This window comes from Streptomyces sp. NPDC025793 (assembly GCF_055558375.1).
Genome location: NZ_JBVHMR010000095.1, coordinates 1 through 12,804 on the forward strand (window position 1 = coordinate 1; position 12,804 = coordinate 12,804).

Sequence of the window (12,804 nt, forward strand, 5' to 3'; positions counted from 1 at the left end):
AGCCGGTGGCCGTTCATCTATGCGGGCACCATCCCGATGCCGGAGCAAACCCCCGGATCAGGTCGAACCCGTACACCACTTCCCTGGACGCAACCCAGTCGGCGGGACATGAGGGTGATGAACGCCCACTGGATATGGGCTTCGGCGTGGGACATGAGGCGTTCGCAGTCCCTCGCGTTGCGCCGGGCCCGCATCGTCCACGAGTTGCTTCGTTCCACCACCCACCTCGTCGCTGGGTCGTCGAACGCAGTCTTGCGTGGATGATGCACGCGCGTCGGCATGCCCGGGACTACGAACGCCTCGTCCAACGCTCCGAGACCCTGATCACCTGGGCCGCCATCACCCTCATGACCAGGTGCCTGGCCCGGAAGGGCGCCACCCCCAGCTGGCCGAGGAATCCAGCGTCGGCCGACTCGGCCGGGTGAGCGGGTCAGTCGTCGACTGCCTGGTAGAGCGTGGTCCAGAAGTCCTGCATGGCCCGCGCCGAGTCCGGGGTGGACATCCCGGTCTGGGTGAGCAGGATGCCGACGAGCTGGTGGTGCCGATCGGCATATGCAGTCGTGCCGGCTCCGCCGTCCCAGCCGAACTGGCCGACGGGCGCGTAGTCGCCACGGTAGGTGCGCACCGTCATCCCGAAGCCCCAGCCGCCGGTCTGGCCCTGGCCGTGTGACAGGTGGACGACGCTGCGGGCCCAGGCCTGCAGGGCGGATGTCTGCTCGGGCGTGAGGCGGTTGGTGGTCATCAGCTCGACGGCGGGCCGGGACAGGATCCGATCGGTGCCGTGCATTCCGTGGTTGAGGAGCATCCGGAAGTAGGCGTGGTAGTCGTCGACGGTGGAGTCGAGTCCGCCGCCGCCGGACTGGAACGCCGGAGGCCTGCTGTGGTGTCCCCCTTCGGCCTCGTCCTCCACGTTGAACTCTCCGGTCTGCGGATCGGGGGCGTACAGGGGCGGCAGCCGGTCGATCTTGCCGGCGGGCACGTGGAAACCGGTGTCCCTCATGCCCAGCGGATCGAAGATGCGTTCGCGCAGGAACGTCTCGAACGACTGGCCGGTGACCCGGGCGACGAGCACGCCGAGCACGTCGTCGCTGACGTTGTACAGCCACCGTTCTCCGGGCTGGTACATCAGCGGAAGCGTGCCCAGGCGGCGCATCCACTCATCCGGCTCGACGGCCGGCAGCATCCATCCGTTCTCGCCGTAGACCTTCTGCGCGAAGTACGCGCTCATCATCGGGGAGCCCATGGCCGTCGTGTCCAGTCCGAGCCCGCAGGTGGAGGTGAGCAGGTCCCGCACGGTGATCGGGCGCCGAGCCGGCACGGTGTCCTCAAGCGGGCCGTCGGCGCGCTTGAGGACCCGCCGGTCTGCCAGCTCGGGCAGCCACCGGTCTATCGGGTCGTCCAGCCGCAGCCGGCACTCATCCAGAAGGACCATCGTCGCGGCAACCGCGACGGGCTTGGTCGTCGAGGCCATCCGGAAGATGGTGTCCCGGCGCATCGGCGCGCCGACGTCGTGGCGCATCGCCCCGATCGCCTCGACATGGGTCTGACCGCCCCGGCTGACCAGGGCGACGAGTCCGGGGATCTTCTTGGACTCGACATGCGCTTCCAGTACCTCGCGCAGTCGGCGCAGTCCTGCTTCGGACAAGCCGTTGTTGCCGTTTCCCATCATGAATCTCCTTGCACGCAGTGGTCGTTCTCGACGGCGCCGCGGGCATGCGGCGCGCAGCGGCCGGCCGGGCATGAGCCTGCGGCCGCGTGGTGCAGAAAGGCGATGAAAGTGGTGCTCGGCCCCTGGGGAGCGATGTGCTGAGGCGCGATCAGACCGTCTTGTCTTCTGTTCCGGTCTCGTTGCCGGAGGCGCGCTCGATCTCGTCGGTCAGCTGCTTGCGTGCGCGGGCGGGGACGTAGCCGCCCTCCGAGTAGTTCTCGGCGAACGCGTTGACGAACTCCACCGGGTCCTCCCCGACGACCTCGCGGATCGGCGTTCCGTCCGCCGCGGCCTGCTCGAACAGGTCGGCAAGGTCTTCGAACATCGACGCATTGCTGTCTTCGTCGGTCGGCACGAAGTGCATCAGGTACCGCTCGATCGCCTCGACCGCCGTGCGGTGGTTCTCGGGAAGCTCCCTGACGCGCGCCTTGTAGGCCCGCCAGCGCTTCTTGGGCCCGATCACCTTCGAGAGGAAGCCACTCTTTTCCACATCGGACATGGTTACTTGCCCCCTTCGCGGAGCTGTTCCAGTCGTTCCGTGAGGAAGCTCCAGGTCCTCCAGAACTCTTCGAGGTACGCCCGCCCCTCATCGTTGAGGGAGTGCACCTTGCGCGGCGGCCCCTTCTCTGAGGGAACCTTCTCCACGTCAACGAGGCCGCGCTTCTCCATCCTGAGGAGCAGCGCGTAGATGGTCCCTTCGGCGATGTCGGAGAAACCCTGCTCCCGCAGCCGCGCCGTGATCTCGTAGCCGTAGGCGGGCCGGCCGGCCAGGGACGCCAGGATGATGCCCTCCAGTGTGCCCTTGAGCATCTCCGTCTCCAGCTTGGTCACGGAACACCTCCTCCCTGGACTAGTCAGCAGCGTTGAGTACCGGTACACAGTAACGCTGACTACCGGTACTTAGCAAGACGGAATAGCGGAGGTGCAAGCTGGCACCGCACGTGCCCAGTTCAGCAGCATCACCGACGGGGCCCCGAGCCGGCCGCACAGCCCGCGCAGACCGACAGGCACCCGCACGAGCGGCATGCGCGGTGACAGTCGGACGCGGACGCCGACCAGGTCCTGGAGCATGTGTATCTGCGTGGCCTGCCGGAGGTCGTGGCCGCGCGGCGGCGGTGGAGCAGGGTGGCGCGCCGTGCGGTGCGGGCTGGTGTGGAGGCGGAGCGGGTGTTCGGCCCGGCGTATGCGGTGGTGGGACCAGGGACCATATGACGAGGATGTGCCGGGTGAAGCAGGCCTGGATGATGCCGTGGGCGCGGGCCGCGGTCAGGTCGTGTGTGCGGCCCGGCATCGCGCGGGAGAACCACAGGGGTGTGCCGTCCGACCGGGCGACAACCTGCACGTTCATGCCGTGCTGCTTGCTACGCCGCACGGTACGCCGACGCCGCGCACAGCCTGCTGCTGATGTGCCCCAGCCACGTCCCCACCGAACTAGGCGGCCCTGGCGCTTCCCTGACGGTCAATCAGGTCGTCTCCGGGTTCGCCGACGCCATCGACCGACACCGCGGCGAGCCGGGCCTGAAGTACCTCGACTACCAGGACCGCACCATGCCCTGGTAACCGTCGGCCGGGTCACCGGTGACGTAGTCCCTGAGCGTGTGCCCGTAGGGGGCGCCTTTCCGTCCCGGTTACGGTCGTAGTCGGACCCGGGTCGTCATCGGGAACTTTCCCTCCGCGTGCGGGACTTGGTTCCGCCGCCTGCGGAACCGCCGGGAGAGGAGCCCGCGCTGCCAGTATGCCCGCCGACCGTGGTGCTCGACGCAGGTGCTTCTCCTTTGCGACCCTGTGCCGACTGGCTCATCCACGCGGGTCCTGGAGCAGCACGCTCGTCACTTGGTCGGGCAAGAAGTCGCGCGAGTCGGAGGGGTCTGCGGCCGCCCGGTACCGGCGGAACTGCCCTGGGGTGCAGCCCATCATCCCCTTGAAGGTGCGGTCGAAATGCGGCTGGTCGTGGTAGCCGGTCTCCGCCGCCGCACGTGCCACGGACCAACCGGTGTCCAGACGATGGAGCGCCGCCTGCAACCGGCACACCTGGGCCAGCGCCTTCGGTGTGGTGCCCACCTGCTCACGGAACCGCCGCTCCAAGTGGCGGCGGCTCCACCCGACCGCGGAGGCCAGTTGATCCACTCGCACTCTGCCGGCGTCACTTCGCAACCGCTGCCAGACCCACTGGACTTCGGGGGACGCGGCCGGCCCGAAAGCGAGCCGGGCGAGGATGATGCGCTCCAGCAGGGCGAACCGGCTCTCCCAGCCGTCACATTCCGCCAGCCGCTCCGCGAGGCGTGCCGCCTCCGCGCCGAGCAGATCGGCCGGGTCGAGCGGTTGCTCGCCCCATTCGTTCAGCGGCACGGCGAAGAGGCGGTAGGCGGCGATCGGAGTCAGCAGGACGGTCACGCCGTACAGCGAGCCGGTGTGCTCGCCCACCGCGGCCCGGGTGCGAACCGGGTTGACCATGGACGCCGCATGGGTGGCCTGGTGCGGAACGACCGCGTCCACCACGCGCACCGGATCGCCGAAGCCCACCATGACCTTCACCACGCCGTCCGGCACCATCAACCGGCGCCGGGTGCCCAGGGCTCCGAAGCGGAAACCGCGGTATCCCAGCGTCTGCCCGCGTAACAACGGACTCGCCGGCCACCGGACCAGCTCATGGGTGTGATCCTGCATCGTTGCCCCCCTGTGCACCCTCTGCCGCCCCGGTCGCCGACATTGCCATGGCACGACACATGGAGTAAAGCCACTGAATGGGACATTCCAGGATGCGATTCGGGCACTGCTCACCCATGGCGCATTCGTACAAGCCTGGCGGACGGTGCCGGCAACAGGATCGTGGGCGGTGGGTGATGGCTCACCGTTTCTATGGGAGGGACCACGATGGCCGTACGAAGACTTGCAGCGAGAGCCGGCCTGGTGGCCGGGATGCTGGGCCTGGTCGTCGGCGGGGTGGCCGGCACGGCCGACGCGCGCAGCGACAACATCTCCAGCTGGAACAGCTACCGCTGCAACACCGTCAACTGGTTCTGCCTCTACTATTCGCAGGGCGCGTCCGGGGCGTCGCTCGGTTACCAGCACGCCGACGCGGACATCCACAACCTCGGCAACTACACCTACGCCAATGACGGCGCCGGCGCCGGCCAGGTGGTGCGCAACAACGCCGCGTCCGCGGAGGACGTGTCGGACTGCAACGTGGGGATCTGGTACGCGCCCAACTTCACCGGTGACTCGGAGTGGTTGAACCCGTGGATGGGCGGAGACCTCACCTTCCTGAGAAATAACGAGGCGTCCATCTCCGTCGACGACAACACCAACTGCCCCGGCCGGGGCATGCACTGACACCCGCGACGGCCCGCTCCGCCCGCGAAGGGGCGGGCCGTCCGTGAGGGGGGCGGGCCGTCCGTGAGGGGGGCGGGCCGTCCGTGAGGGGGGCGGGCCGTCCGTGAGGGGGGCGGGCCGTCCGTGAGGGGGGAGGGCCGTCCGTGAGGGGGGAGAGCCGTCCGCTGTGCGGGGCGGGGAAGGGATCACGGTCGTGAGGAGTGCAGTGATCATGTGGTGCAGGCACACAGGGCAGCGGACGCCCGTTCGCACGGGCCCGACGCGAGCGGTGAGGCTGAGCGTGGTGACGGCTGCGCTGGTTGTCGTGCTCACAGCGTGCGGTGGACATGGCCAAGCCGGGGCCCTGCCGTCAGGGACGGCCACGCCCCCGCCCGGCACCGACGTCGGCGCGCTGCACCTGCCCATCGAGACGTACCTGCTGGCACCACGGCTCTCGGTGATCCACGACCGCTTGCGCAACGTCCTGATCCACTCGTGTATGCGCGGCTTCGGCCTGCCCTACCCGGCACCGCCCGCCGCCACCCGTGCGACCGACCGAGCGGCGATGGACGCGTACACGGTCATGTACCGGCGGTACGGCGTCACCGATGCGCGAAGCGTTCGCACGTGGGGCTATCACGCTCCGCGACTCGAGGTCCGGGCGACCATCGCCTCCGCCCCTGTGAGGCTGGGTGACCTCCCGGCTGCGGCTCGGCGGGGGCTGCTGGGAACCGACCCGGCCAGCGGCGTCTCGGTCGCGGGCCGGACGGCTCAGAACGGACGGCCGATCCCGCCGGGTGGATGCGTGGGGGCGGCGGACCGCCGCCTGGCCCCCTCCGGCTCCGACTCCGCGACGCGAGGGCCTCAGGGACCGCAAGGTCCGCAGAGCGGTCCGGGCGGACTGGTCGCGGCCATCAAGAGTGACAGCTTCGCCGCCTCCGCGGCCGACCCACGAGTCACCGGGGTGTTCTCGAACTGGTCCTCCTGCATGCGGGCGGCCGGTTACCGCGTGAGCGACCCGATGCACGCGACCGGCGCTCTGGCTTCGGTCACCGCGGCGAAGCCGGACACCGGGGAGATCGCACAGGCCCAAGCGGATGTCGCCTGCAAGACCCGCACCAACGTCGTGGGGGTCTGGTTCGCCGTCGAGTCGGACTACCAGAACGCAGCCATACACAAGAACGCCAAGGCGCTCGCCGTGGTCAAGGCCGAACTCACCTGCCAGATCGACGTGATCAACTCCCTCGCCGGGCGGAACGGCGCTTGAGCAGTCCGGCACCCCGGAGACCGGCAGCCCGCCGACGTCATCGTCCATCCCCCGGCACACGAGACAAGCAAAACAGGCAGGACTGTAGGCCGACGGCGTGTCCGAGAAGAAGCCGGTCCGGCTCGACCGGCTCATTCTCCGACGCGAAGCTCCCCGCAGGTGGTCTGAACGTCTACGGTCCACGCGCCGGATCCACGTTCGGGCGCAGGATCGATTCGGGCCTCCTGCAAGACCTCCCAGATCGTGGAAGCGGCGACCTTGACGCCCAGGACGAGCAACGCTCGCCGCGTATGTGGCTGTATCCACAACTGGAATTCTCGCGCGCGAGCCGGAGCACCAGGGCGCGTGCGCAGTGCACGGTCTCCGTCCGGCCCAGGCTCCTGGGCCGAGACCTGGCGTCAAGACAGCGTGCGACCAGGTCACGATGCCACCGCAGCACCGCGATCCGATGACACACCACCAGACGTGCTGGGTTCACAGGCGCACAATGACCAGGGCAGTGTCATCCGTGGCGCCACCGCGTGGGAGTAGGTCGTCGAGCACAGTGTCGGCGTGGGCTTCGGGATCGTCTCCCCGGTGGCGGGCCAGGGAGTCGGCGAGCCGGGCGAGGCCGGTATCGATGTCTTCGCGTCGGCGTTCGATCAGGCCGTCGGTGTAGAGCACGAGAACGGCGCCCTCGCGGAAGGTCGTGACAGCCTGGATCCGGGGGGCGTGCTGAGGGCAGGCGGCCAGGGGCGGGTCGGTGGCCTGGTCCAGGAACTCGACGGTCCCGTCCCTCTGCATGAGCCCAGGCGGAGGATGACCGGCGCTGCTGTAGGTGATGGTGCGGGTCTCCCAGTCGATGAATGCCGTGGCCACGGTGGTGTTCTCGGCGCCGTCGAGAATGCGGGCGTACAACCCGGGGAATCCAAAGCGCAGGCGGGGCCTCCGGCGACGAGGCATGCGGCGGTGAGGGCGCTGCGCAGTTGTCCCATGACGCAGGCTGCGGGCAGGCCGTGGCCGACGACGCCGCCGACGGTGACGGCGATGCGGTCGCCCGGCAGGTCGACCAGGCCGTACCAGTCGCCGGCCACATGCAGTGCTTCGGCGGCGGGCCGGTACCGCTGAGTGACGCACCGCGTATGCGGCGACTGGCGAGCATGACGCAGGCTACCGCCCTACTTGGCACGATCTTCGAGCCGAAGCAACGCTCTGAGGCCGGAGCCGCGAACATCTGCGCCTGGCGAAAGACGGCGGACGGCTACGTTGTCGCCGAGATCCAGCGCCTAAACCCGAGGAGTCCGAGAGGCGGCACGGGCACTCCCTTCGAGATCCGCATCATGGTTGGGATCCCAGGGGCGACGCCCGAGGCCGACGGAGAACTCGCGGACCAACATCGAAGCTGGCTCGCCCGCCGTAGCTTCGTGCAGTACGCGGGCTCGACCGTCCAGGCGATGGTGGCGGCACCGGAAGACGACGGATGCAAGACGGAGAAGTCGAGAGGGAAAGGCCACCCGCGGTACTACGGATACAAAGGCGGCGGGCAGGGAAGCTCGGCGGTGCTCCGCAGCACGGTCGGCTTGAACGACATGGTGACCGCGTTCTCCGCCGCGCTGCAGTGGCTTTGTCCACGAAGACGGACAGCGGATGTACACCGCTTCGGGAGGCACCCCGCCGCACACAGAAATCGAACTGTCCAGCAGACACGACAGCCGCAGGCACCATCCCGGCTTCTTGCGTCGGTATGGAACATGTCATCAGCCGCAAAGTAGTCCGGGGAGCGGAGAGCCGTCAGCGCTGAGGCGTTCCGGGCGATGGGTGGGCGTCGTTGAGTTACTCGCGGACCTGAGCGTTCACTGTGGGATGCGCGTCACCGCTGGCCGCGCTCAGGCCTGCGAGCAGGCGCAGACCGTCCTCGGCGGGGCTACCGGCGGCCGCGGACAGCACCACCAGCTCCATGCCTGATTCGTTCGGCAGGATGAAGTTCTCCTGGTGCAGTTCCAGCAGTCCGACCAGCGGCTGCCGGTATGCCTTGCGTCCATGTGTGCGGGCGCGCACGTCCGCTCGGGCCCAGAGGCGGCGGAAGCGCTCGCTGCCCATCGACAGTTCGCCGATGAGCGAGGCCAGGCGGGGATCCTCGGGGTATTTGCCGGCGGCCAGGCGCAGGTGCCCGACCACGTCGAGAGTGCAGTTCTCCCAGTCCGCGTAAAGGCCGCGCTCGGCCTCCTCAAGGAAAATGTGCCGTGCGGTGTTCAGGCCCGGCATCGGCCGGCCGAGCAGGAGTTCGGCGAGGCGGTTCCCGGCGAGCACGTCCAGGCGGTGGTTCATGATCAGCGCGGGTCCATCAGCGACCAGATCGAGGACGCGCAGCAGCTCCGGCCGGACCCGCCCGCCCGGCGCCTTCGCGCGGCGGCGGCGCTGGCGGGCGAGGCGGTAGAGGTGCCCGCGTTCGGTCTCGTCGAGGCCGAGGACGCGGGCGAGCGCGTCGAGGACCTGCTCGGACGGCTGAGTTGCTCGGCCCTGCTCCAGGCGTACGTAGTAGTCGACGCTGACTCCGGACAGGTGCGCAACCTCTTCGCGGCGCAGCCCTTCGACCCGGCGGCGGCTGTCGGTGGGAATGCCGGCGGCCGTCGGGTCGACCCGGGAACGCCGGGTCCGCAGGAAGCCCGCAAGATCGTCCATGCCCCCAGTATGGCCGCGGCGGTGCGCGTGAAGGTGGTCCTGCCGTTACCAGGAAGTCCTGTCCGACGGAACAGGAGCCCCTGAACGCCGGGCGCCGTGGCGTCCAGGATCGAAGGCATCCGATCCGAAGGAGTTCCCATGAAGACGCTGATCGTCTACGCCCACCCGGAGCCGAAGTCGCTCAACGGCTCGCTGAAGGACCTCGCGGTGTCCACGTTGGAGAGGGCCGGGCACGAGGTACGGGTGAGCGATCTGTACGCGATGAACTGGAAGGCGGTCGTGGACGCAGCGGACTACGGTCTCAACGCCTCACGTCCGCTGAAGGTCGCCCTGGACTCGGGCCGGGCCTTCGACGCCGGGTCGCTCACCCCGGACGTCCTCGCCGAGCAGGAGAAGCTGCTGTGGGCCGACACGATCATCTTCCAGTTCCCGCTGTGGTGGTACTCGATGCCCGCGATCCTCAAGGGCTGGGTGGACCGGGTGTTCACCTTCCACTTCGCGTACGGCGTCGGCGAGCACAGTGACACCAAGTACGGCGAGCGCTTCGGCGAAGGCACCCTCGCGGGCAGGAGGGCTCTGTTGTCGGTGACCGCCGGCGGCCCGGAGTCGCATTACGCCGCTCGCGGGATCAACGGTCCCATCGACGATCTGCTGTTCCCGATCCACCATGGCATCCTCTACTACCCGGGCATCGAGGTGCTGCCGCCGTTCGTGCTGTACGGCACCGACCGGATGACCGGCGAGGACTACCCGGACGTCGCCAAGGCCTGGGAGCAGCGCCTGCTCACCCTGGAGTCGACCGAGCCGATCGCATTCCGGCGGCAGAACTTCGGCGACTACGAGATCCCCTCACTGCACCTGAAGGAGGGACTGGAGCCCGCAGGCCGCACGGGATTCGGGCTGCACGTGCGCGGCTAACCGCCGACGATGAACAGGACGAGCCGGGGCGCGAACCAGGTCCCCAGCCCGGCTCGCTCGCCGAGGCGTTCGAGACGCTCGTCGAACTCCAGCAGCAGGGCCTGATCCGCCATCTCGGGGTCAGCAACGCCACCGAGGAGCAGGTCACCGAGGCACAGAGCATCGCGCCGATCGTGTGCGTGCAGAACATGTACAACCTCGCCCACCGCCACGACGACAAGCTCATCGACCGGCTCGCCCCCGACGGCGTCGCCTACGTGCCTTTCTTCCCCCTCGGGGGCTTTACCCCGCTTCAGTCCTCGGCGCTCTCGGCGGTCGCCGCTCGACTGGAGGCGACACCGATGTCCTTCGCACTGGCCTGGCTGCTGCAGCGATCACCGAACATCCTGCTCATCCCCGGCACGTCATCGACGGCACACCTGCGCGAGAACATCACCGGCGCAGGACTCTCCCTCTCCCACGAGGACTTGACCGAGCTGGACGACATCGGCCGCTGAATGCCCCAGAACTGAACGCCTCACAAGCCACGACCGAAGCCACCGTTCATGTTCCGGCCCCGGTCACCCTCCCGCGACCGGGGCCAAAGCAGGACAACTCACCCTCACCTGGATGACTTCAGATCACTCAACCGTCAGGGACCGGCGGTGGCAGCTCACCCCGCGTCGGTGGCCTGGTGCGCCGCCCGCTCGAGTCCACCGGCACGGAGGGCATCCTCGATCTCGCCGAGCTTTGCTGACGACAAGACTCCCACCTGCTCGGTCAGATCTTCCTGGGCCAGCGTGACCAGCCAAGTACACGGGATAAGACCGGGACGTGGCAGCGCCACTCGAAGGACGCCCTCGAGAGGCAGCCCCTCGGGCGCCCCCACTGCCACCTCGACGGCCACACCGCTGATCTCGGTCCCCGCAGGAGCGACGACCTGCATCGCTCGGAACCCGGACGCTTCGTCTCCTGACAGCAGTACTACCGGCCGCTGCTCGTCAAAGTCCGCCAACCAGACCTCGCCGCGCTCCATGTGCCCTCCACGCTCGTCTTCCTACCGGATCCCCCTTCTCGAAGGACCCGGATCGGCAAGATTGATCACGACATCACACAGGCCCTAGTCGGCCCCGACCACCGCGATGTCGTGCGTCGACCGCGGATCGATTTCGTAGTGAGTGCCGAACTGGCTACTGAAGCCGATCACCCGCACCCTCTGCCCCTGCTTCAGGCCGGAGACGTCGATGCCCGTCTGCACATTGACGAAGACCGGCACGGGGCCCGAACCGTCGTCGACGGACAGCTTGTACCCGTAGGGGAGGTCGCTCGTGGGTGCTTGAGTGATCCTGCCGACGACCTTGACAAGCTGCCCCTCGGTGGCCTCTCCGACCCCGGCGGTGCCGACCCGCTCCGGTTTCACCGGCCGACCCTCGTGACCGAGCTCGACATCGGATGGATCGGCCGGGACCAGGGTCAGCAGTCCAGAGCTGTCCCGCAGCGTGCCGGTGATGCGTGCGCGCCGATACGGGTACGCATGCACGTCGCTGTGCAAACTGACGTAGATACCGGCGGTCCTGTCCTGGAGCCCGAATCCCTTGTCGCCGAAGCTGGATTCGAAGGCACCGGAGGGAGTCGTCACCGAGCCCGTCACGGTAACCACTGTCCCGACCGGCAGGCCGCGGGCCTGGGCGATCGAGATCGTTTTCGCCTGCGATGCGGCGACTGCCGAACCGGTCCCCAGCACGGGCGCCACCATCAGGGCGAGCAGGGGTGCGAAGAGCAGCATGAGAAGCCGACGGGTCAGGCCCATGAATGCACTGTCCTTTCCGAAAACCGATACCTCCCAAGTGTGCGTGCACGCCGCGCACTTCACACACACGCGCCGACCGTCGAGTGCCGCTTGGTCAGGGCCGAACGCTGTGTGTAAGTGCCACCTGGAGTGACAGGTGTGGCAGTCATGGTCTTTTTCTAGTGGTGGGGTAGTTGAGTCCTCGCGGTACGCGTGCGTACAAACCGCTGCGCATGAAGAGACGGGCGTGGCTGACGATCGGGGCGGTGGTCCTGGGCGGCGGTGGCGTGGTGACGTATGCCGTCGCCAGTCCGTCCTCCGGCCACGGGACCGAGGGACAGGCCAAACGGCCGGTGAAGGTCTGGGACCTGGCGCTGAAGAGCGTCGCGGGCGGCAATCGGGAGCTGCCGCGCACGGACACCAAGCAGTTCTCGATGCTGGGCGTCTCCTGGACGGGCGCCATCAAGCGGCTACACGGCGCGGCCCAGGTGCGCACCCGCGACGCCGTGACCGGCAAGTAGACCGGCTGGCAGGACCTCGATGCGAACGTCGACCCGCTGCCCACGCCATCCCCTGTCGCCGCAGCCGTCGCCTGCAAGGAACTGGCACCCAGGAGGCGGTACGCCCACTCAGCCGCCCCTTGCGCACGGCAATACAGCGGCGGATCCCCGGTTACCAAAACCGGGGATGCGGTCGCATCCTTGGAGATCCACCGCCACCCCTGACCGTCACGTCGAAGGGCATCACCACCAAAGACAACAACTTCAAGCGGGCTCCCGGCAGCCCAAGACCGGAGCGGCGTACGCCTGCTACGCCGCGGCGTAGCTGAGACGGAACAGGTCCTGAGCGCGCCAGCTGTCCGCGGACCTGGCCGCCAAACTGCTGTCGGCACCGGAGCTCCCAAGGAGGGTGAACCCTCACGCCCCGCAGCCCCCGTGCTCTGCCTCCGGGTGTCACCAGCTGGGAGGTCTTGCAGGCGATGGGGCTGTACAGGCCGTCTACGAGCCGCAACGGTCCTGCCCTCGCTGTTCACGCCTTTTCACGGATCGGACTCCGAGTTCACAACCTTCACGCTCTAGTGCGTTGACCACGAACGTTGCCGGGGTTGATCAGGCGGCTTTGGGGCGTGGGCGGCCCCAGCGTTGCTGGCGTTCGCTGCGGACCTTGGCG

Annotated in this window: 13 protein-coding genes and 4 pseudogenes; 8 read left to right on the plus strand and 9 right to left on the minus strand. The window is 68.4% G+C overall.

Going from position 1 to position 12,804, the window contains the following annotated elements:
- Positions 1–224: 224 nt before the first annotated feature.
- Positions 225–419: pseudogene (locus tag ACZ4MF_RS47725) on the plus strand (IS5-like element IS4811 family transposase); the annotation flags it as partial.
- An 11-nt stretch (positions 420–430) separates the two neighbouring features.
- Here ACZ4MF_RS47725 and ACZ4MF_RS47730 read toward each other — a convergent pair.
- From ACZ4MF_RS47730 to ACZ4MF_RS47745, 4 genes and pseudogenes are all read right to left on the minus strand, one after another.
- Positions 431–1,666: a serine hydrolase domain-containing protein gene (locus tag ACZ4MF_RS47730; protein ID WP_467500600.1), complete on the minus strand. Its 1,236-nt coding sequence runs from the start codon at positions 1,664–1,666 to the stop codon at positions 431–433.
- A gap of 151 nt (positions 1,667–1,817) precedes the next feature.
- The gene (locus ACZ4MF_RS47735) at positions 1,818–2,207 is read right to left on the minus strand and encodes a DUF1048 domain-containing protein (protein WP_467500579.1); all 390 of its coding nucleotides are present in this window, start codon (positions 2,205–2,207) and stop codon (positions 1,818–1,820) included.
- 2 nt (positions 2,208–2,209) lie between these two features.
- Positions 2,210–2,539, minus strand: a complete 330-nt coding sequence (locus tag ACZ4MF_RS47740; protein ID WP_467500581.1) for a PadR family transcriptional regulator — start codon at positions 2,537–2,539, stop codon at positions 2,210–2,212.
- Between the two features lie 376 nt (positions 2,540–2,915).
- Positions 2,916–3,065: pseudogene (locus tag ACZ4MF_RS47745) on the minus strand (transposase family protein); the annotation flags it as partial.
- A gap of 47 nt (positions 3,066–3,112) precedes the next feature.
- Here ACZ4MF_RS47745 and ACZ4MF_RS47750 point away from each other — a divergent pair.
- On the plus strand, positions 3,113–3,268 hold the full coding sequence (locus ACZ4MF_RS47750) for a hypothetical protein (protein WP_467500583.1): 156 nt from the start codon (positions 3,113–3,115) through the stop codon (positions 3,266–3,268).
- A gap of 237 nt (positions 3,269–3,505) precedes the next feature.
- Here the strand turns inward: ACZ4MF_RS47750 and ACZ4MF_RS47755 are convergent, their stop codons facing one another.
- A complete protein-coding gene (locus ACZ4MF_RS47755) occupies positions 3,506–4,375 on the minus strand; it encodes a helix-turn-helix transcriptional regulator (RefSeq protein WP_467500585.1) in 870 nt (289 codons plus the stop codon).
- A gap of 207 nt (positions 4,376–4,582) precedes the next feature.
- Between ACZ4MF_RS47755 and ACZ4MF_RS47760 the strand changes: the two genes are divergently transcribed.
- Positions 4,583–5,041 carry a hypothetical protein gene (locus tag ACZ4MF_RS47760; RefSeq protein WP_467500587.1) on the plus strand — a complete coding sequence of 153 codons (459 nt, stop codon included), beginning with the start codon at positions 4,583–4,585 and terminating at the stop codon, positions 5,039–5,041.
- Positions 5,042–5,324: 283 nt separating this feature from the next.
- Positions 5,325–6,287 carry a hypothetical protein gene (locus ACZ4MF_RS47765; RefSeq protein ID WP_467500589.1) on the plus strand — a complete coding sequence of 321 codons (963 nt, stop codon included), beginning with the start codon at positions 5,325–5,327 and terminating at the stop codon, positions 6,285–6,287.
- 474 nt (positions 6,288–6,761) lie between these two features.
- On the opposite strand, the pseudogene ACZ4MF_RS47770 reads toward ACZ4MF_RS47765, so the two are convergent.
- Positions 6,762–7,390: pseudogene (locus ACZ4MF_RS47770) on the minus strand (PP2C family protein-serine/threonine phosphatase); the annotation flags it as partial.
- Between ACZ4MF_RS47770 and ACZ4MF_RS47775 the strand changes: the two are divergent.
- Complete coding sequence (locus ACZ4MF_RS47775) at positions 7,283–8,038, plus strand: hypothetical protein (protein WP_467500601.1); 756 nt, start codon at positions 7,283–7,285, stop codon at positions 8,036–8,038. The pseudogene ACZ4MF_RS47770 and the gene ACZ4MF_RS47775 overlap by 108 nt on opposite strands.
- Positions 8,039–8,099: 61 nt before the next feature.
- On the opposite strand, the gene ACZ4MF_RS47780 is transcribed toward ACZ4MF_RS47775, so the two are convergent.
- A complete protein-coding gene (locus tag ACZ4MF_RS47780; protein WP_467500591.1) occupies positions 8,100–8,948 on the minus strand; it encodes a helix-turn-helix transcriptional regulator in 849 nt (282 codons plus the stop codon).
- Between the two features lie 138 nt (positions 8,949–9,086).
- Here ACZ4MF_RS47780 and ACZ4MF_RS47785 point away from each other — a divergent pair, with 138 nt between their 5' ends.
- Together ACZ4MF_RS47785 and ACZ4MF_RS47790 are read left to right on the plus strand one after the other, a co-directional pair.
- Entirely contained in the window at positions 9,087–9,866 is a 780-nt protein-coding gene (locus ACZ4MF_RS47785) for an NAD(P)H-dependent oxidoreductase (protein ID WP_467500593.1), read from the plus strand.
- Between the two features lie 32 nt (positions 9,867–9,898).
- Positions 9,899–10,363, plus strand: a pseudogene (locus ACZ4MF_RS47790) (aldo/keto reductase); the annotation flags it as partial.
- A gap of 155 nt (positions 10,364–10,518) precedes the next feature.
- On the opposite strand, the gene ACZ4MF_RS47795 reads toward ACZ4MF_RS47790, so the two are convergent.
- Positions 10,519–10,881 carry a type II toxin-antitoxin system PemK/MazF family toxin gene (locus ACZ4MF_RS47795; RefSeq protein WP_467500595.1) on the minus strand — a complete coding sequence of 121 codons (363 nt, stop codon included), beginning with the start codon at positions 10,879–10,881 and terminating at the stop codon, positions 10,519–10,521.
- 84 nt (positions 10,882–10,965) lie between these two features.
- Entirely contained in the window at positions 10,966–11,655 is a 690-nt protein-coding gene (locus ACZ4MF_RS47800) for a hypothetical protein (RefSeq protein ID WP_467500597.1), read from the minus strand.
- A gap of 212 nt (positions 11,656–11,867) precedes the next feature.
- On the opposite strand from ACZ4MF_RS47800, the gene ACZ4MF_RS47805 reads away from it, so the two are divergent.
- Positions 11,868–12,155: a hypothetical protein gene (locus ACZ4MF_RS47805; RefSeq protein ID WP_467500599.1), complete on the plus strand. Its 288-nt coding sequence runs from the start codon at positions 11,868–11,870 to the stop codon at positions 12,153–12,155.
- Positions 12,156–12,804: the final 649 nt, after the last annotated feature.